General features: G+C 71.7%; 4 protein-coding genes. All 4 read right to left on the reverse strand.

The genetic code is table 11. From position 1 onward, the window contains the following. Positions 1-150: 150 nt before the first annotated feature. Positions 151-3,486: an ACP S-malonyltransferase gene (gene fabD, locus OHN74_RS00715; RefSeq protein WP_327692517.1), complete on the reverse strand. Its 3,336-nt coding sequence runs from the start codon at positions 3,484-3,486 to the stop codon at positions 151-153. Further along, positions 3,483-11,435 (reverse strand): non-ribosomal peptide synthetase, encoded by a 7,953-nt coding sequence (locus OHN74_RS00720; protein WP_327692518.1) that lies wholly within the window; start codon positions 11,433-11,435, stop codon positions 3,483-3,485. The genes fabD and OHN74_RS00720 overlap by 4 nt, the downstream gene beginning before the upstream one ends. 70 nt (positions 11,436-11,505) lie before the next feature. Further along, the gene (locus tag OHN74_RS00725; RefSeq protein WP_327692519.1) at positions 11,506-11,739 is read right to left on the reverse strand and encodes an MbtH family protein; all 234 of its coding nucleotides are present in this window, start codon (positions 11,737-11,739) and stop codon (positions 11,506-11,508) included. Positions 11,740-11,796: 57 nt separating this feature from the next. Next, the gene (locus tag OHN74_RS00730) at positions 11,797-20,286 is read right to left on the reverse strand and encodes an SDR family NAD(P)-dependent oxidoreductase (protein ID WP_327692520.1); all 8,490 of its coding nucleotides are present in this window, start codon (positions 20,284-20,286) and stop codon (positions 11,797-11,799) included. Positions 20,287-20,295 lie beyond the last annotated feature (9 nt).

A 20,295-nucleotide genomic window follows, 5' to 3' on the forward strand; every position in this document is an offset into this window, starting at 1 on the left:
GGCGCCACGACCAGCGACCTCATCCACACCAGGCACCTGCGAGGGGGTGTCCGATTCAGGACGGCCCGGCCGGCGCGAGCCTGCTGCGGTGGGGGCAGTAGAGGACCCCAGCGGTCAGGAACCCGAATGCATGCGATGACGAATAGATGATCAATAGACGAGTGCACTTGCCACGCCCCGCACAAGTGCTGAGCACCGGTCCTCCAGCAGCCGGGCGGTCTCCGACAGCAGACGGTCGGCCACCGCGTCGACGGTGCGGGCCTGCCAGGGTTCGAGGCTGGTGCCCTTGACCCACTGGTTGAAGGCTCCCATCGCCGGTCCGCAGTACACCAGGTAGTCCACCTTCCGGTCGGAGACGCCGGTGCGGGCCAGTTCGAATCCCTGGTTGAGGTAGGACCGGAAGGCGAGGGCGAGCCTGTCCTTGGTAGGCGCCTCCCGCTCTCCCTCCCCCGTCCTGGCCGCGGTATCACGCCATGCCTCTTCGAAGGAGCGTCGCATGAAAGTGTTCTCGATCTGACTCCGCGTCGCCGCGTCGATGTCGTCGAACGTGTCGTACATCCGCCACAGCTGGTAGAGCCGGTCGGCGCGGGCCGGGAAGAAGACGCCGCGCCGGACCACCCTGGCGCGGACTCCGAGTTCGAACCGCTCCTCCCACGGCGCCGGCTCGGTGTCGTGAATGTCGAGCCGCTGCAGCATGTCCTTGGCATCTGCGCTGGTCGCCGCCTCCACGGTGCACTGGTTCACCGACCCGGTGACCAGGAACTCCGCGCCGAGTACAAGGGCTGCCACCGCCGCCTCGGGCGTCCCCATACCACCTGCGGCGCCCACGTGAACCCGCGGCCAGGGTCCGGCGAGGGCGTCCCGTAGGCGCAGCACGGCGGGCAGCAGCATCGCCAGATCCGCAGTGTCCGTGTGCCAGCCACCGCCGGCCTCGACGCACAGGTCGTCCGCCATCGACAGGTCGGCGGCGCGCGCGGCCTCGTGCGGCGTCAGCTCACCGTTTTCAAGGAGGGCGCGCACCATGTCGTCCGGGGCGGGACGCAGGAACATCTCGGCCGCGTCCGTACGGGACACCTTGGCGATGACGCGCCCGCCTTTGAGGCGGTACTTCACCAGAGCCGGTGTGATCCGCAGGAAGCCCGAGGCCTCCACGGTATGCACGCCCAGGCTCAACAACAGGTCGACCAGTGCTCGTTCCGCCTCCGGGTGCGCGTGCCTGTGCAACAGGTTCACCCCGAACGGCCCGCTGGCGCCGAGCACGTTCTGGATGGCCCGCACCCTGGTCTCAACGTCCGTGAGCGACAGGCCCCCGGCACCGAGAATGCCCATCCCGCCGGCTTTGCCGAGCGCGATGACCAGGGCCTCGGAGGAGATGCCGCCGTACATCCCGCCTGCCAGGTAGGCGAGGCTCAGCCCGTAGCGGCTGCGGAAGCCCGGAGCGCCCAGGTCCCGGGGGGACAGTGCCTGACGTGCCATCAATGTCGGCGCAGGCGAGCGCGGCATGTCCCCTTCCGGCTCCGGCTCCTGTTCCCGCGCCGGTATCCGCGCTGATGTCCACTCCGGTATGCGCTGCGTCTCCGGCTCGGCCATGGGCCGCGAGTCCGTGAGTTCACGGATCTTCTCGACCGTCTTGGTCAGAGTCCGGCCGGGGCCCAGTTCCTCGAAATCCACTTCGCCCCGGGTCAGGAGGTAGCGGACGATGTCCACCCACCGCACGGGTCCGGCGATCTGACCGGCCAACGTCTCCCGCACGCGTTCCGGCCGGTACGGGAGTGCGTCCAGGTTCGCGATCACCGGGATCAGCGGCGGCCGGAACTCGGTGGCTTCCAGCAGTGGCCGGAAGTCCTCGGCCGCGTTCCGCATGTAGCGGGAATGGAAGGGGGCGCTGACGTTGAGGACCGCGACCCGTGCGCCCCGGTCCTCGAACACCGCGCGCGCCCGGTCGATGTCCGCCGTGGGACCGGCCAGTACGACCTGCTCCGGGGTGTTGTGGTTGGCGACGTCGACCGCGTCCAGCCGCGCCTGTGACAGCACAGACTCCACCGTGTCCAGGTCCAGGCCCAGCACGGCGGCCATGCCCCCTCCGGAGGCCTGTCCCATCAGCTCGCCCCGGCGCCGGACCAGCCGGAGCCCGGTGTCGAAGTCGAAGACGCCCGCGGCGAACAGCGCCGTGTACTCGCCGAGGCTGTGCCCGACGAGGAAGTCCGGTGGCCGCGGATCCTGCCGGTTGCGCCGCAGGTAGGTGAGGGCCTCGACCACGTACAGCGCGGGCTGGGTGAACTCGGTGCGCCGCAGGCGCCCTTCGGGGTTGTTCAGGCACAGGTCACGGATGGAGTACCCGAGGATCTCGTCCGCCTGCGACACCTGTTCGGGGAAATCGTCGAAGAGATCCGCGCCCATGCCCTTGGCCTGGGAGCCCTGACCGGGGAAACCGTAGACCTTCATGCGGGCGCCTTTCGCGACGGTCGGCGGGAGCTGCGGGTCGGCCCGGACGGCCGCCGCGTCGGAGGGGGTGGGTGGACCGCCAGCGCCCGCGCGGTCCCGTACCCGGGTGAACAGCCGGGTGTCCCGGGAGAACTGGTTGAGCAGCGGCATGGACCGCGAACGGGAGCCCGGCACGGTGGTCAGGAGAGCGCGGGCGAAGCTGTGCAGGGTGCCGGACGGCCCCGCGTCGAGGTAGAGGTGGGGGCCCTCCGCCTCCAGCGCCCTGACGGTCGCGCCGAACTCCATCGGCTGCCGCACGACCCGCCACAGGTGCTCCACGGTCACCGGTTCCACCCGGCCGGCGGTGACGCTGGAGACCAGCGGGATCTGTGGCGCTCGCAGGTCGACGTCGCTCCACAGTGCCTCGAAGGCCGGCCGGGAGGCGTCCATCAGCCGGGAGTGGAAGCCGTGGGAGACGGGGATCCGCTGGAACGGCACCTGTCGTCCGGACAGGAGAGCCTCGGCGCGGGCCAGGGCTTCGAGCGGGCCCGCGACCACGAAGTGGTCGTCGTAGTAGCGCGCCGCCAGGTCCAGGTCCCGGTGCAGGGCCGGTTCGCCGAGATACAGGGCGGGAGGGGCGAGTACGGCGAGCATGCCTCCGGGGACGTGCTCGGCGACCGATCGTGCCATCCCGACGAGGCGGCGCAGGCAGTCACCCTCGTCCACCACGCCGGCCAGCACCGACGCCGTGAACTCGCCCAGGCTCACGCCCAGCAGGAGATCGGGGGTGACGCCGTGGGAGATCAGCGTCTCGGCCAGCGCCAGCTCGACCATCACGATCGCCGGATTGGTGAAGAGGGTGTCGGTGAACGGCTGTGAGACAGGTCGCCCGGGATCGTACATGCGGGCGATGACGGAGTCGCCGGTCTCCGGCTCCACGAGGGCGTCCAGCCGGTGCAGCGTTTCCCGGAACACCGGTTCGGAATCGTAGAGTTCGCGGCCCATCTGGTGGTACTGGGAGCCCTGACCGGAGAACATGAAGACGGTTCTGGGCGTGTTCACCGTGCACCCTCCCCGGAGTCTCCAGCCGTCTCCCCGGAGTCGCCCGCCGTCTCGCCGGGTTCGCGCAGCTCGGCGAGGGTGGCGTCGGGATGCCGCACGATCCTCGCGAGGAGGCGTTCGTAGTCGCGGGCCATGCGCTCGGCAGTGGCCAGGGTGAACAGGTCGGTGCTGTACTCCAGGTAGCCGACGATGCCGTCGTCGGTCTCCCGGACCACCAGGCTCAGGTCGAAGCGAGCCGTGCCCGCGCCGTTCGGCAACTGGCTCACCGCAAGCTCGTCCGGACCGTCGCCGGGCGCCGTCTCCCGGACGGGGAGCAGGTTGAACGTCGTCTGGAACAGCGGGGAGTGAGCCGGGTCGGGCCGGGGCGTCAGAGTCCGTACGAGGTCCAGCAGGGGCACGTCCTTGTGGGCGTGGGCCTCGCTGGTGACATCCTTGGCCTGCGCCAGCAGTTCGGCGAAGGTCCGCTGCGGGGCCGCATCGAGGCGTATCGGCAGCGTGTTCACGAAGTAGCCGACGACGTCCTCGAGTTCGGTGCGGGGACGGTTGGCGATCGGGGTGCCGATGACCAGGTCGTGAGTGTCGGTGTGTGCGCCGAGCAGCACGGCGAAGGCGGACAGCAGAACCATGTAGGAGGTGGCCCGGCGGTCCTGACCGAGCCGCTGGAGTGCGGTGGCCACGTCGGCAGAGACGCTGATCTCCACCGAGGAGCCCTGATAGGTCTTCACCGGGCACCGTTCGTAGTCGGTGCGCAGTGGCAGACAGGCCGGCAGTCCACCGAGCTGTCGTTCCCAGTAGCCGCGCTGGCGGTCGATTTCGGCCGGCGGGACGGCTGTGCGCTGCCAGCGGGCGAAGTCGGCGTAGCTCATCGGCGGCGGCGTCAGTTCCGGTTCGCCGCCCGTGGCGAACGCCCGGTACAGGGCCATCTGTTCGGACAGGACGATGTTCACCGACCAGCCGTCGAAGACACCCCACGGACGGGTAAGGACAAAGATGTTCCGGCCGTCGGCCTGGTTGAGCAGGTGGGCGCGCAGAGCGCAGTGGTCCTCGGGGGCGAAGGGGCGCAGCCGTTCGGCACGCAGCCACGCGGCGAGACCCGTGTCGTCCTGCGGGGCCGGTGCGAGGGTCACCGTGAAGCCGGCGCTGTCGTTCACACGTTGGGTGACGGTGCCGCCGGGGCTGCGGTGGTAGCTGGTGCGGACGATGGGATGACGCTCCACCAGGGTGCGCAGGCCACGGGCGAAGGCGTCGATGTCGAGCGGCCCGTCGAGCAGGAAGGCGAGCTGGACGTTGTCGTGTGTGACGGCCAGGTGTTCGGGGCGGTCGAGGAACCACAGGTCACGCTGCTGGAGGGAGAGCGGTGCCTCCTCGCCGTCGGACGCGGCGGCCGGATCCGCGGGCTGGGTCGGGCTCTCCTGGGCGGTGGCCAGGTCGTCCACCGCTGCGGCGAGCTCGGCCAGACCGGGCGCCGTGAAGATGGCCTGGAGCGGCAGGTCCGCGTTCAGTTCCTTCTTCACGCGCAGCGAGAGCCGGGTGGCGAGCAGGGAGTGGCCGCCGAGGTCGAAGAAACTGTCGCTCAGGCCGACCCGGGTCACCCCGAGGACCTCTTCCACGATGCGGCACAGCACGCGCTGGGTGGAGGTACGTGGCGCGGTGTACTCCGCACGTGCCAGGTCGGCCTCGCTGGGCGTGGGCAGGGCGCCCCGGTCGACCTTGCCATTGCGGTTGACGGGCAGCTCGTCGAGGACGACGTACACGGTCGGCACCATGTAGTCGGGCAGCCGCGCGGACAGGTGCTCCTTCAGCGCACCGGCCGGCGAGGCGCCCGGGGCGGCCGTCTCGCGCCATCGCCGGGTCGGGCTGACGTAGGCGACGAGAACGCGCTCGGCGCCGGAGCCGTGCGGCAGGACGACGGCGCGGTGGACGGCCGGGTGACCGTGCAGGACGTTCTCGATCTCCCCGGGCTCGACCCGGAAGCCGCGGATCTTCACCTGGTCGTCGACGCGGCCGAGGTGTTCCATCTGCCCGTCGGGACGCCACCGGACCTGGTCGCCGGTGCGGTACATGCGCGTTCCGGGCTCGAAGGGGTTGGCCACGAACCGCTCCGCGGTCAGCCCCGGCCGGCCGAGGAAGCCGCGGGCCAGCTGGGACCCGGCGATGTACAGCTCGCCGGCCACGCCGACCGGCAGCGGGCGCAGCGCCGGGTCGAGGACGTACGCCTGGGTGTTGTACACGGGAGCACCGACGGGAACGCCGGTGGCGCCGGGCTCGGTGACGTACGGCGTGTACATGCCTAGGGCGCCGCCGACCTCGGTGGGACCGCACACGTTGTAGAGCCGTGTGTCGGGCAGGAGGCGTGTCATGCGTTCGGCCAGTTCCACGGGCAGCGGTTCGCCGGCGGCCTCCAGCCGGACCAGACCGGTGCACCGGGCGGCGGCCGGTTCGGAGAGGAACTCGGCGAGCATGGAGGGCACGAAGTCGATGTCGGTGACACCCTGTTCGCGGATCACGGAGGCCAGGTACTCGGGGTCCTTGTGGCCGCCGGGGTCGGCGATGACGATCGTGGCACCGACCTGGAGGGGCCAGAACAGTTCCTTGACGGAGACGTCGAAGCCGATCGAGGTCTTGAGCAGGACCCTGTCGCCCTCCTTGCCGCGGTAGACGCCCTGGTCCCAGGCGAGCCAGTTCAGGCCGGCACGGTGGGTGATGACGACGCCTTTGGGGCGCCCTGTGGTGCCGGAGGTGTACAGCACGTACGCCGGATTGTCCGGCAGCACCTCGACACCGGGATCGGTGGCGGGCAGGCCGGAGACGTCGGGCAGTTCCGTCAGGACGAGCAGCGGCCGGCCGTCGGAGACCATCTGCTCGCGGCGCTCGTCGGGCAGGTCGGGGTCCAGAGGCAGGTAGGCGGCGCCGGACCTGAGGATGCCGTAGATCGCGACGAGCAGGTCGAAGGAGCGCCTCATGCTGACGCCGACCAGTTGTTCTGGCCCGGCGCCGCGGTCGGCCAGCCAGTGCGCGAGCCGGGCGGCACGGGCGTCGAGTTCCGCGTACGACATGGTCTCGTCGCCGTGCACCAGCGCGGTCAGGTCGGGGGTCCGGGCGGCCTGGGCGGCGAAGGCGGCGGTGAGAGTGGGCGCCGGCATCTCGGTGTCCGTGTCGTTCCACTCGGTCAGCAGGCGCCGGCGCTCCGGTTCCGGCAGGACGTCGATGTCCAGGGCCTGTGTGCCCCTGCCGTCGTCGGCGGCGAGGGCGTCGCTCAGGCCGGCGAGGGCGGTGATGAGGTAGTCGGCGACGGCGTCCGCGGACAGGGTGTCGTCGACCTGGAGGTCCAGCGACAGTTCGCTGCCGAAGTCGTCGACGGACACGGACACCGGGTAGTTGATGCCGTCCACGGCGGCGAGGAACCGCACTCCGGCGTCGTCGATGCGGACTCCGGCCGCCTCGTCGTGGCCGGGTTCGAAGTGGCGGAAATTCCCGACCGCGCTGAACAGCGGCACGTTGCCGTCCACACCACCGCACCGCTGGGCGAGGCCGATGGGTGTGTGCTCGCGGGCGACCAGGCCCCGCAGTCCGGTGTCGACCTCGTCGATCAGCTCCCGGACCGTGCGGCCGGCCAGCCGGACCCGCAACGGGAGGGTGTTGATGAAGTTGCCGAGCATCCGCTCGACGCCGGGCACGTCCTGCAGCCGCCCGGACATCACGGAGCCGAGGACGATGTCGTCGCGGTTGCTGCACGCGGCCACCACCCGTGCCCAGGCTGCGTGGAACAGGCAGGCGGGGCTCAGCCGCAGCCGCTTGGCGTGGTCGCGCAGCCGCCGGGTGAGTTCCTCGGGCAGGGGGCGGCGCAGCTGGACCACCCGGCGGGCGTCACCGTGCACGTCGGCCAGTCCGAACGGGAGGGTCGGCTCGGTGACGTCGCCGAGGACGGCGCTGAAGTACTCCTCCGCGTCCCCCGAGGCCTGCGCGTGCAGGGTGTGGGCGACGAAGTCCCGGTACGGCGCCGGGGCCGGCAGCAGGTCGGCGCGGTCGGCCAGGTGCAGGGCCAGCTCCCCCACGGTCAGCCGCAGGGAGGTGGCGTCCTCGATGAGGTGGTGGGCGGTGAGGACGAGATAGCGGCGCTCGGACTGCGGATCCTCGGCGACGGTCAGCCGAAGGAGCGGGGCCCGGTCGAGGGGCAGGCGGGCGGGCCGGGACAGCAGCGCCCGTGCCTGCTGCTCGGCGTCGGAATCGGCGGACAGGAGGACGCGGTCCACCGGCAGGCGGGCGGCGCGGTGCACGACCTGTACGGGGTCGGGCAGGCCGGTGGTCAGGACGGCGGTGCGCATCGCGTCGTGGCGGTCGACGACACGCTGGAGCGCTGCGGTGAACCGGGCGCACGCCTCCTCGTCGTCGGCCACGTACAGGGTGGAGACGAGGTAGGGGTCGTGATCGGGGTCCATCAGGTGGTGGAAGAGGATGCCGTCCTGGGTGGACAGCAGTGGGTAGACGTCCTGGATGTTGGGCGCACCGCCGGGCACGGCGGCCGTGACGGTGTCGATCTGCTCCTGGTCGAGGCCGATCAGGGGCAGCATCCGCGGAGTGATGCGGGTGCATCCCTCGGGGATCAGGTTGGGCGGGACGCGGTACCTGTCCGTTCTGTCGGCGCCGTCGATCCGGGCGGCGAGGGCGGTGAGGCCGGGGGCGGTGAAGACGTCCTGCACGGTGACCGGCAGGCCGTGGTCCTTCAGCCGGGCCACCAGCACGGTGATCATCAGGGAGTGTCCGCCGAGGGCGAAGAAGTTGGCCTCGGCGCTGACACGGTCCGCGTCGAAACCCAGCAGTTCGGCCCACACCTCGGCCAGCAGCCGTTCGGTGTCCGTGCGCGGAGCGACATAGGCGCGCTGGCTGAACGCGTCGATGCCTGGGGCGGGCAGGGCCTTGCGGTCCAGCTTGCCGTGGGCGCTCACGGGCAGGACGTCCAGGGCGACGAAGGCGCTGGGCACCATGTACTCGGGCAGGACGCCCTCAAGGTGCCGGATGAGGTCGGGCCGGTGATCCTCCAGGGTGTGTTCCGGGGACAGGACCGTGTAGGCGACGAGCAGTTGACCGCCCGGTGGGTCCTCGCGGACGACGACGGCGCACGAGCGGACTGCGGGGTGCTCGACGAGGCGCTGCTCGATCTCCCCCGGCTCGATGCGGAAGCCGCGCAGCTTGACCTGGTCGTCGGCGCGGCCGATGAACTCCAGGTTGCCGTCGGGCAGCCACCGTACGAGGTCGCCGGTGCGGTACATGCTGGTGCCCGGCCCGGTGAACGGGTTCGGCACGAACCGCTCCCGGGTCAGCTCCGGCTGGTGCAGATAGCCTCGGGCGAGACCGGCGCCGGCGATGTACAGCTCGCCGACGCAGCCGACGCCCTGCGGCCGGTGGGCGCCGTCGAGGACGTACAGCCGGATGTTCTGGATGGGCCGGCCGATGGGCACCGTGCGTGGGGCGGGTCCGGCGGGGCAGGTCCAGTGGCTGACGTCGACGGCGGCCTCGGTGGGCCCGTAGAGGTTGTGCAGGGGTGCGGAGTGACGCTCGTAGTGGCGGGCGCAGAGGTCCGGGGGCAGGGCCTCGCCGCTGCAGAAGACCTGACGGACGCCGGTGCAGTCCGCCCAGCCGGGCTCCTCCACCATGCTGCGCAGCATGGACGGCACGAAGTGCAGGGTGGTCACACCGAGCTCGCGGATCGCCGAGACCAGGTAGGCCGGGTCGCGGTGGCCGTCGGGCCGGGCGACGGCGAGGCGGGCGCCGAACAGCAGGGGCCAGAAGAACTCCCACACCGACACGTCGAAGCTGTACGGGGTCTTCTGCAGGACGACGTCGTCCTCGGTGAGCCGGTACTCGTTCTGCATCCACTCGATGCGGTTGACGGCCGCCCGGTGTTCGATCATGACGCCCTTGGGGCGTCCGGTGGAGCCGGAGGTGTGGATGACGTAGGCGAGATGGTCGGCGCGCAGCCCGAGTTCACCGGTCGGCAGGTTCTCCTCACGGCCGCCCGTGACGTCCTGCCCGGTGCTGTCGCGGAGCGTGCCGTCGGGATGCAGTCGGAGCACATGGGCGGCGGCGCCGAGGGGTTCGGTGTCCAGCTGCGGCTGGGTGAGGACCACCTGGACTCCGGAGCCGGTGACCAGGTCGGTGCGGCGGGCGGCCGGGTGGGTCGGCTCGATGGGCATGTAGGCGCCGCCGGCCTTCAGGATGCCCAGGATGCCGGCGACCATCTCGGCGGAGCGCCGCAAGTGCAGGCCGACGACCGTGTCCGGTGCGACGCCGTGGTGGCGCAGGCCGTGGGCGATCCGGTTGGCCCAGGCGTTCAGCTCCGCGTACGTCCAGGAGCGGCCGGCGTCGACGAGGGCGGTGCGCCGCGGGTGCCGGGAGACCTCGTCCTCGAAGAGCTGGTGCAGACAGCGGTCGGCGGAGTAGGGCCGCTCCGTGTCGTTCCACACCTCGACCACCTGGCGCCGCTCGTCGGCGTCCACCATGGCCAGCGCGGACACGGGCAGGGACGGATCCGTCGCGACGGCCCGCAGCAGCCGTGTGTAGTGGCCGATGAAGCGGCCCACCGTGGCCCGGTCGTAGAGGTCGGTGTTGTACTCCACGGTGCCGGCCAGTCCGTCCGGGGTCTCCCGGAGGTCGACCGTGAGGTCGAACTTGGTGAATCCGAGCTGGACGGGGATCGGGGAGACGTCGAGGTCGCCGAGGGTGGCCGTGCGCTCCGTCTGCTCCTCCTGCAGCACGAACAGGGTCTGGAAGACGGACGAGTGGCTGAGGCTGCGCTCGCTGTCCAGGGCGTCCACCACGGCGTCGAAGGGGACCTCCTGGTGGTCGTAGGCCTCCAGAGCCGTTCTCTTCACCCGGGTGAGCAGCTCCGGGAAGGTGGGGTCGCCGGAAAGATCGGTGCGCATGACGAGTGTGTTGGCGAAGAAGCCGACCAGATCCTCCGCCTCGCGCCGGCCCCGGCCCGCGACGACCGTGCCCACGGCGATGTCGGTCTCGTGGGTGTAGCGGTTGAGGACGACCGTGTAGGCCGCCAGCAGGAGCATGTACAGGGTGACGTCGTGGAACTTGGCGACCTCGCGCAGCTCGCCGAGCAGATCGGCCGGGCAGTGGAAGGTCTCACCGGCTCCCGCGTAGGTCTTCACCCGGGGGCGTTCCCGGTCGGTGGGCAGGGTCATCCGGGGGTCGACCCCGGCCAGCTGCCGCTTCCAGTAGTCGAGCTGACGCTCCTGCACCTCGTCGGCGAGCCGCTGCCGCTGCCAGTGCGCGTAGTCGGCGTACTGGACGGGCAGTGGCTTCAGCGGCGTGGGCAGGCCCGCGCGGAACGCCTCGTAGAAGGCGACCAGGTCGCGGAAGAAGACGCCGACCGACCAGCCGTCGAAGACACTGTGGTGGGCCGTGACGAGCAGGTGGTGTTCCTGCTCGGCCTGTCGCAGCAGACGCATCCGGATGAGCGGGCCGCGTGCCAGGTCGAAGGGTGCGGCGGCCTCCGCGCGGCAGACCTCCGGCAGCAGCGAGGGGTCGGCGAGGTCCTCCTGCGCGACGGTGAAGTCTCCGATGTCCCCGACGATCTGGTGCGGTACGCCGTCGTGGTCGGCGAAGCGGGTGCGCAGCACCTCGTGCCGCTGGACGACGGCCCGCAGGGCACGCAGCAGCGCGGGCCGGTCCAGACGTCCGCGCAACCGCATCGCCATGGGGATGTTGTAGGCGGCGCCGGTGCCGTCGAGCTGGTCCAGGAACCACAGGCGCTGCTGGGTGAACGACAGCGGCAACGGCGAGCCATCGTCCCGGGGCAGGCGCGGGACGGTCCGCAGCTCGGCGAAGTCGATGCCCTGTTTGCGCAGAAGCGCGGTCAGCGCTCGCTGCCGTTGCGGCGGCAGTGAGCGGATCCTCCGCAGGAGATCCTGGTTGATGTCCTGGCTGTCGGTGCTCATCGCGTCCCCTCTGTCTCGGCTGCCGATGTCCGGGAGCCGGTCTTTCTTCCACTCGGCCTTTTCCTGGGTTTCACCTCGGCGGGCGCGCGTCGGAGCCGGACTCCATGGCCGTGCGGAGACTGCGCGGTCGCATGTCGGTCCAGTTCTTCTCGATGTAGTCGAGACATTCCATGCGGCTCGCACCGTCCAGTACGACGTCCCATCCCGGCGCCACGTCGAGATGTCCGGGCCACAGCGAGTGCTGCTCCTCGTCGTTGCGGAGCACTTTGTAGGCGCCGTCGGCCTCTTCGAAGGGATTGGACATACCGCACCTCGTTACGTCGAGTGGAATGCGAGCAGAATTTGAGTGGAATGACGAAGCTCAGTGGAATTCAGAATTCTCGTCCGCCAGCTTGTTCAGCTCTTCGTCGGTCAGGCCTTCGATGAAGCCGATGCTTTCCAGGATTGCGTCCACTTCGCTCGCGCCGGCGGCCACCGGTGCGCGGCGGTCGAGCGCGGCGGCCAGCTCACCGAGCCGCGGCGCGTCGAAGACGGCCTGGACGGTCAGTTCCACACCGGTGTACTGGCGCAGCAGGTTGATCAGGCGGGTCGCCAGCAGCGAGTTGCCGCCGAGCGAGAGGAAGCTGCTCGTCGCGTCCAGCCTGCCCGCGTCGACCCCCAGCAGCTCGGCCCAGACGGCCACCATCGTCCGCTCGGAGTCGGTGAGCCGAGCGTCCGGCGATAGGCCGGCGGCGGACATGGCCCGTCCCGGGGATGCTCCGGTCCCGGCCGGGACCGTGCCCCGTGCCCTGCGGCCGATCCAGTAGCTCCCCCGGTCGAAGGCGGTCGCCGGAAGCGGGACCAGTCGGCGGGATCCGCTGTGGAGCCCGCTCCACGGCACTCGGGCGCCCCGGACCCACAGCTCGGCGAGGCGTTCCAGGTCCCGGTCGGCGACGAGGGTGGCCAGGAACTCCTCCCCACGGGCGCCGGAGAGCACCGCGTCCATCACGCCGGCGTCGGTCTCGGCGTTGCCGAGATGGACGGGCACGACCGCGCCGGAACCGTGATCCGTCCCGAAACCGCTGTCGGGGCCGTGCGCTCGCAGGTAGTGGGTGAGGGCCTGGGTGAGCTCCTCCCGGGAGCCCGCCACCACGGCGAGTCGCTCGGGCAGTGCGTCACGCCCCAGCTGGGTGCTGTACGCCAGGTCCGCGAGCTCCGCCCGGTCGTCGCGCTCCAGGAAGTCGCGCAGTTGTCGCGCGGCCGTGACCAGCCGCTCGGAGTCCCCGGCGGACAGCACCACCAGCGAGGAGCCGGTGTCCTCGGCACTCGGCGCGACGGGTTCCGCGGCCGGGGGTGCCTCGACGACCAGGCTGACGTGACTTCCGCCGGCGGCAACCGAGTTGATGAGCGCGCGGCGCGGCACCGGCAGGCCTTCCGCGTCGGCCGTGGCCCGGGGTTCCCAGGCCGTCAGCCGTTCGCAGAGGCCGAGCGCCGTGCCGTCGAGGTCCAGGTTGGGATTGGGGGAACCGGCGTCGACCAGAGGCGCGAGTTCCTGGTGGCGCAGTTGCAGGACGACCTTGGTGAGCTGGGCGATGCCGGAGGCCGGTTCGGGGTGCCCGAGGTTCGACTTCACGGTGCCGACCGCCACCGGTTCGGCCACTGAGCCGAACACCTCGCGCAGGGCCCTGACCTCGACCTCGTCGGAGAGCGTCGTGCCGTTGGCCGCGGCCTCGACGTATCCGATGGAGCCCGCTTCGACGCCCGCGTGTTCCAGCGCCCGCCGCATGACGCGCACCTGGGCACGATGACTCGGTGTCATGAATCCGTTGGCCCGGCCGCCGTGCAGTGAGGCGGTGCCCTTGATGACGGCGTGGACCGTGTCGCCGTCGCGGACCGCCGCGCTCAGCGGCTTCAGCAGCACGGCGCCGACGGCTTCGGCGGGCAGGTAACCGTCCCCGTCACGGAAGCTGCGGCTGCCCGGGTGGCTGCCGAGAAGCCGCATCTCGGACAGTGCCACGTATTTTTCCGGGTGGACGGTCAGGTTCACCCCGCCGGCGATGGCCAGTTCGCTCTCCCCGCGCAGCAGGTCGGCGCAGGCGAGGTGGACAGCGGTGGCGGACGACGCGCACATGTTGTCCAGGGCCAGGCTGGGGCCTTCGAGGCCGAAGAAGTGGGAGACGCGGTTGGCGATCAGGTTGTAGGAGGCCGCCGAGGTCAGCGCCGCCAGGACGGGGTCCGACTCGTCCGCCCGGTACATCTGGTAGGCCGCTCCCACGTACACGCCCACGCGACGTCCGTAGCGCCGCTCGATGACGTCCTGGGTCACTCCGCTGTCCTCCAGCAGGTGCCACACGGTCTCCAGGAACAGCCGCTGCTGCGGGTCCATCGCCTCGGCCTCGCGGGGCGAGATACCGAAGTGCAGCGGGTCGAACCGGTCGATCCCGTCGAGGAACGCGCCCCACATGCCGCGCCTCGCGCCGTCCTCACCCGGTTCCGCGCCGTACAGGCGTTCCCAGCGGTCGGCGGGGATCTCGGTGACGCAGTCCTTGCCGGACCGGAGGTTGCTCCACAGTGCGTCGAGGTCATCGGCCTGCGGGTAGCGCCCGCCGATGCCGATGATCGCGATCTCCTCGCCACGGCCGGGTGGGGGCGTCCCCGGCTCGGTGCCCAGGTCGCGGATCGGCGTACGGAGGCTCGCGGCGGCCTCGCCGCCGGAGTCCGGGCGGGGTCGCTCGGGCATCGGGGCGTCGGCCGGGGTGGGCCGGGACGGGCCGTCGTCGGGCACGGGCGAGGGTGGCGCCTGCTGAGGCGCGGCGGGCTCACCGAGCAGGGCGCGCAGGGCCGGCGCGTGTTCCGTCGCGAAGTACCGTGCGAGTTCGCGCACCGTCTGCACCTCGAACAGCAGTGTCCGGGACAGCGGGCCGAAGGCGTCCTCCAACTCGGCGGTGACGCCGACCGCGATGACGGAGTCCATGCCATAGCGCTCCAGCGGCGTGTCGGGTCCCAGCCGCTCGGGGCCCAGCTTGAGTGCCGCCGCCAGTCGGCGCCGCAGGTGGCCCACAGCCCGGTCCTCCAGGCCACGCTCATCCTGACCGCGGTTCTCCTGACCGCGTTCCGCTGCGGCCTGGGACTGCGCCGTGCCGGGGCGCGAAGCCGCGTCCGCACCGGGATCCGCGTCGGTGGCCCCGGGTGCGGTGGGCGTGTTCTGGGCGAGGCCGGTGAGCCGGGGAAGCAGCGCGTCGCGCCGGCCCGCGAGGACGACGAGGCGGCCGTCCGACAGCCCGTTCTCCTCGGCGGCCCGGGCGCAGCGCAGTGCCCGCACTCCGCGGACGGTGTCCAGCGGCACGACCCCGGTGGCGCGCAGTCGTTCCCTGAGGGCGCCGTCCGTTCCCATGCCGCCCTCGTCCCACAGCGGCCAGCCGACGGACACCGTGGCGCCGCTGCGAAGACCGGCGGCGACGAGGCGGTTGCGGTAGGCGGCGTAGGCGTCCATGAACGCGTTGGCGGCGGCGTAGTCGGCCTGCCCGGGGTTACCGAAGGCTCCGCTGGTCGAGGAGAAGCACAGGAACGTCTCCAGCGGCTGGTCCCGGCTCAGTTCGTCGAGGTGGACGAGCCCGGCGACCTTGGGCGCCAGGACGCGTTCCAGCTCCTGGGGCGACTTGCGGACGATGAGCTTGTCGTCGGTGACTCCGGCGCTGTGCAGGATGCCCGTCAACGGCCCGTGCGTGCGCCGGACATGGTCCAGCAGGCGAGCGACGGCGACCCGGTCGGCCACGTCGGCACGCTGGTGGTCCACCGTCAGGCCGGTCGAGCGCAGCGCTTCGAGCGCCTCCTCCTGCGCCGGGTCCAGCGCCGACCGTCCGGTGAGGACGACGGTGGCCCGTTCCACGGAGGCGGCGATCTCCCTCGCCATGATCAGGCCGAGGCCGCCGGCGCCGCCGGTGATGAGGTAGACCCCGCTCTCCTTCCAGGGCCGGTCGGCGGGCCTGGCGGAGGCGATCTCCGCCAGCCGCGCCACGTACCGCCGGCCGTCGCGGTGCCGTACTTCCGGCTCCGGGTCGGCGGCGGCTTCGGCCACGAGACGAGCGGCGACCGTGGCCGGTGCGGCGCCGTCGAGGCACTCCAGGTAACGCGTGTGCAGGAGCGGGTTCTCCAGGCCTGCCGTCCTCAGCAGACCGGCGAGGCCGCCGAAGCAGGCGAGGCGCTCCCGCTCGGCAACCGTGGCCGGATCGCCGGCCAGCACGGCCTGGAGCAACGTCGGACGCCGCACACCGGCCGTGAGGAGGTCGCGCACCAGGGTGAACACCTGCCGGGTCACCTCGGTGTACTGGTGGTCCAGCGGGCCGTCCGGAATCTCTACGAACCGGCATACCGCGTTGGTGGACAGTCCGGTCCGAAGGGCCTCGCGCTCCTCGGGTGTGAGCCGGCCGACGACCACCACGTGGTGCTCGGCGAACCGCTCCGCCGGGGCCGCGTCGCGGGGCCGCGCGTCCTGGGCCGTCCATACGGGGCGCAGCAGCAGCACCTCGCCCGGTGCCGCCGTGCCCTCGGCCGGCCGGAGCGGCTGCGGCTGTGCCACCTGTGCGGCGGGCGGGACGAGCGGCTCGGGCGACACGACGCCCGAGCCGAGGTCCGGCCAGCAGCGTTCGCGGGCGAAGGGATAACCGGGCAGGCTGATCCGGCGCGCGGGCGGCCCGGCCGGGTGCAGCGTCTCCCAGTCCACTTCGGCTCCCACGGCCCACAGGCCCAGCAGCCTGTCGTACGTGCCTCGCGCGGACCATTCCGCCACGGCGGACGCCAGTTCGTCGTCGGTCCGTCGGCCGGCCGTCGCCTCCCGGTCGGGCTGGACGGCGCCCCGGACCCAGCCACCGGGCCGCCGCGGGCCGGCGGCGAACGACTCCAGTCGAGCCCTGGCGTCCGCCACCGAGGCAGCGGCGAAGGCCAGTCGCTCCTCCAGCGCGGTCCGCCCCGTCTGGAGCGTCCACGCGACGTCGGGGAGTTCGCTGTCGCTCAGCTCCGCCAGCCGGGCGTGGAGTCTGCGGGCCTGGTCCACGAGCTGCTCCTCGCTCCCCGCGGAGAGCACGAGCAGCGCCGGCCTGCCGTCGGCCGGGGTCCGGGCGGGGCGCGGGAGCGCGGGCTCGTACTCGGGGTCGTACTCGGAGATGACGATGTGCGCGTTCGAGCCGCCGGCGCCGAAACTGGAGACACCGGCGATCCTGGGCATCGTGCGGCGCTCTCCGTCCACCTCCAGCTCCGGGCGCCGCCACGGCTCCAGGTGCCGCTGCACCCGCAGCGGGATCCGGTCGAAGTCGATGTGCGGATTGAGGGTCTCGGCGTGCAGGGTCGGTACGAGCTCCCCGTGCCGCATCTGCAACAGCACCTTGGTGATGCCCGCGATACCGGCGGCGCTCTCGCTGTGCCCGATGTTCGACTTCACCGAGCCGATCGCGCAGTTCTCCGGCAGGCTTCCCGCGCTGCTCAGCCCCTTGACCAGCCCGGTCACCTCGATCGGGTCGCCCAGTGACGTTCCCGTGCCGTGCGCCTCGATATAGCTCAGGGTGCGCGGGTCGACGCGGGCGGCCCGCAGCGCGTCGGCGATGACCTCGCCCTGTGCCGCCGGGCTGGGCACCGAGTAGCCGGGGCTGCGCCCTCCGTGGTTCACCGCCGTTCCCTTGATCACGCCGTGGATGTGGTCCCCGTCGGCGACGGCCCGCTCAAGGGGCTTCAGCAGGACGGCCCCCACCCCTTCGCCGGGAACGTAACCGTCGCCGCCCGCGCCGAAGCTGCGGCAGCGTCCGTCGCTGGAGAGGAAGTTGCGCAGGCCCAGCAGCAGGTACTTGTTGGGGTGGGAGGTGAGGTTCACGCCGCCCGCGATCGCCGCGTGGCACTGACCGCTCCGGATGGCCTCACAGGCGAGGTGAATGGCCGTCAGCGAGCCCGAGCACATGGTGTCGATGGTCATGCTCGGCCCGGTGAAGTCGTAGAAGTACGACACCCGGTTGGCGATGGTGGACGCGCTCCCCGACAGGGCGAGCAGTCGGCCGCGCTCCTGGGCCTGCGCGCCGTGGAGTTGGAACTCCTGGTACATCGCGCCGACGTACACACCGACCCGGCCCGCCCGGGCCAGCCGCTCGCCCGTGTATCCGGCGTCTTCGAGCGTGTGGTGGGCGGTCTGCAGGAACAGGCGTTCCTGGGGGTCGAGGTGTTCGGCCTCCAGCATCGATATCTGGAAGAAGAGTGGGTCGAACAGGTCGATGCCGTCGAGGAAGCCGCCCCACCTGCCCGGCGTCCGGCCCGTGTCGGCGCCGTCGGTGTAGCGGCGGTGGTCCCAGCGTTCCGCCGGCACCTCCCGGACGCAGTCACGGCCCGAGCGCAGGTTGTCCCAGAACTCGTCGAGGTCGGCCGCCTCGGGGTAGCGCCCGGAGAGACCGACGATCGCTATGTCGCCGTCGGCCCGGCCGGGCACATGGGGCGCGGAACGCTCCACCGTGGTTTCGATCACGGCCGACGGCAGGTCCGGGAGGGTGCGCGTGCTCAGTCCGGTCAGGTTCGCGCACACCTGGCCGCGCTCGTCGAACACCGTGATGTCCAGCTTCGGCGACGCGCCGACGGGGCCGGTTCGCTGCTGTGGCCGGATCCAGGCGTACGCCCTGGCGGGGCTGGTGGCGGGGGCGTCCACGTGCTGGAGGGCGAACGGCAGGGCGGGGCCGCCCGGCCGGCCGGGTGACGCCGTGTCCGTCAGCCGCAGGCCGATGGTGGCCTGCAACGCGCCGTCGATGATGCTCGGGTGCAGCCGGAACCCGTCCAGCGGCTCCGCTGCCGCCGGAAGGCGCAGTTCGGCGAGCACCTGGGGCTGTCCCGCCTCGTCCGCGCCCACGTCCAGCCGCACCAGGGAGCGCTGCGCGGGGCCGTAGTCCAGCCCCGCGTCGGCGTACAGGCCGTAGATGTGCTCCGCGGAGAACTCCCCTCCCCGGCAGGCCTCGCGCAGTTCCGCCAGGCTCGGCAGGCCGAGGTCGGCGGTTTCCCGCAGGCTCGCCCGGCCTTGGCTGCACAGGGTGGGTCCGCCGTCACCGTCCACGTTGTGGATGTCGTACTCCCAGCCGCCCGTGGCGGCGGTGCGCACGCCGACCCGCAGTACGAGGCCGTCCGGGCCGCAGACCGCGGGCCGCAGCCACATGACGTCGTCCAGCCGGACCCGGCCCCTCGACCGCTCGCCCACCGCTCGCTCGACCGCCGCACGCGCCATCTCCAGTTGCGCGGCTCCCGGCAGGACGCGGCTGCCGCGCACCCGGTGGTCCCGCAGGCATGGCTCACTGCCGTCGAACCGTGTCTCGTAGGCGTGGCCGTCGTCGTCCCCCACCGTGCGTTGCAGCATCGGATGAGGGCGTGCGGGTCCCGCGGCGACCGGCGTCGGCGCCTGGGCGGCCGGGACGGGTCCGCCTTCGGCGGAGGCTAGGTAGTCGGCCATGGCTCGGACGGTGCGGTGTTCGCCGAAGGCGGCGGACACGAGTGTGAGGCCAAAGCGGTCGTTCACCCGGTCAGTCAGTCGGGCGAGGTCCACCGGGTCGAGGCCGAGCTCCTCGAACGTGTCGTCCGGGTGCACGTCCGCTGCGGGCACGCCGAGAAACGCGGACACCTCGCGGGTGAGCGTGGCGCAGACCGCGGGCTCCGGGTACGTCGCCGAAACGGGCGCGGCCGGGGGCTGCCGTTCGGCGAGCACCTCCTCCAGGTGGGCCGCCAGCTCGGTGACCGTCGGATACTCGAACATGATCGTCGGCGAGAGCGGGAGGGAGAGCCGGTCCTCCAGCTCGGCCTTCAGCGACAGCAGGTCCGCCGAGGCCAGTCCCAGTTCGTAGTAGCCGGCACCGGTGCGGATCCGTCCGGGCGCCCGCCCCAGCCGCGCCCCGATCAGGTCGCACAGAACGGCGACGACGTCCTGACTCCCGGCGGCGGAAGACTCTCCCTGCCCGGGCGTCACGGGCGCCGGGGCGAGGACGGTGTCCTCCCGGGGCTGGAGCGCCGTGGTGTCCCGGACCCGCTTGGCCACGTACTGGGCGACCTCTGCGACCTTCAGTCCCTCCGGGTCGTAGAACTCCATGGTCAGCCGTACGAGTTCGGCGTCGCCGCGCACCGACTCGGCCGGGATCCTGATGAAGCAGCGCCTGCCCAGGGGGGCCGTCGCCCGGAACGACTCGAAGACCAGCGGCAGATACAGGCCGAACTCCTGCGGCAGACGGGAGTCCGGGTTCTCCGCGCCCTCGTGCAACAGGCCGAAGGCCACTCCCCCGCACAGGAGCCCTGCCTCGAACAGGGCCGGCTGGAAGAGGAACGCGTCCGCGCTGCCGTGGTGTTCGGGCGCGAGTTCCACCTCGGCGACCCAGTCCGAGGGACGCCGGCGGAACACGCCGTCGGTTTTCATCAGGCCCGAGTGGACCAGCTCGTGCTCCCTGCACCAGGTGTAGATGTCGGCGAGCGGGGTGGTCCGGACCGCTCCGTCGAGCGGCAACGGCAGCCGCTCCTCGAAGGCGGGCGCGGCGCCGGTGTGCGCGGTCACGATCGCGTACGTCACGTCCGGGGCGTCCTGCCCGTGCCGGCCGCGGACTTCGATCCGCAGTCCGCCCGTCGGTGCGGGGCGCCCCTCCACCGTGGTCAGGACCTGCTCACCGGGCTGGACGGCGAGCGGCGCGAGAATGGTGAAGTCGCGCAGTTCGACGTCCCGGACGGCGTGACCGTGCCGCCCGAGGACGTGCAGGACCAGGTCCAGGTGCCCGACGGCGGGCATGAGGCTGCGTCCGCGTACCACATGCCCCTGGAGCAGCGGGTTGTCGTGGGTGAGCGTGAACGTCTCGGCGAAGATCGGTGATTCGGTCATCGGTATCCA

This window comes from Streptomyces sp. NBC_00459, from assembly GCF_036013955.1.
Lineage (GTDB): Bacteria > Actinomycetota > Actinomycetes > Streptomycetales > Streptomycetaceae > Streptomyces.

Coding starts and splice junctions, on each gene's coding strand:
- OHN74_RS00720 (WP_327692518.1), bottom strand. CDS start 11,435: ATGAGCACCGACAGCCAGGACATCAACCAGGATCTCCTGCGGAGGATC.
- OHN74_RS00725 (WP_327692519.1), bottom strand. CDS start 11,739: ATGTCCAATCCCTTCGAAGAGGCCGACGGCGCCTACAAAGTGCTCCGC.
- OHN74_RS00730 (WP_327692520.1), bottom strand. CDS start 20,286: ATGACCGAATCACCGATCTTCGCCGAGACGTTCACGCTCACCCACGAC.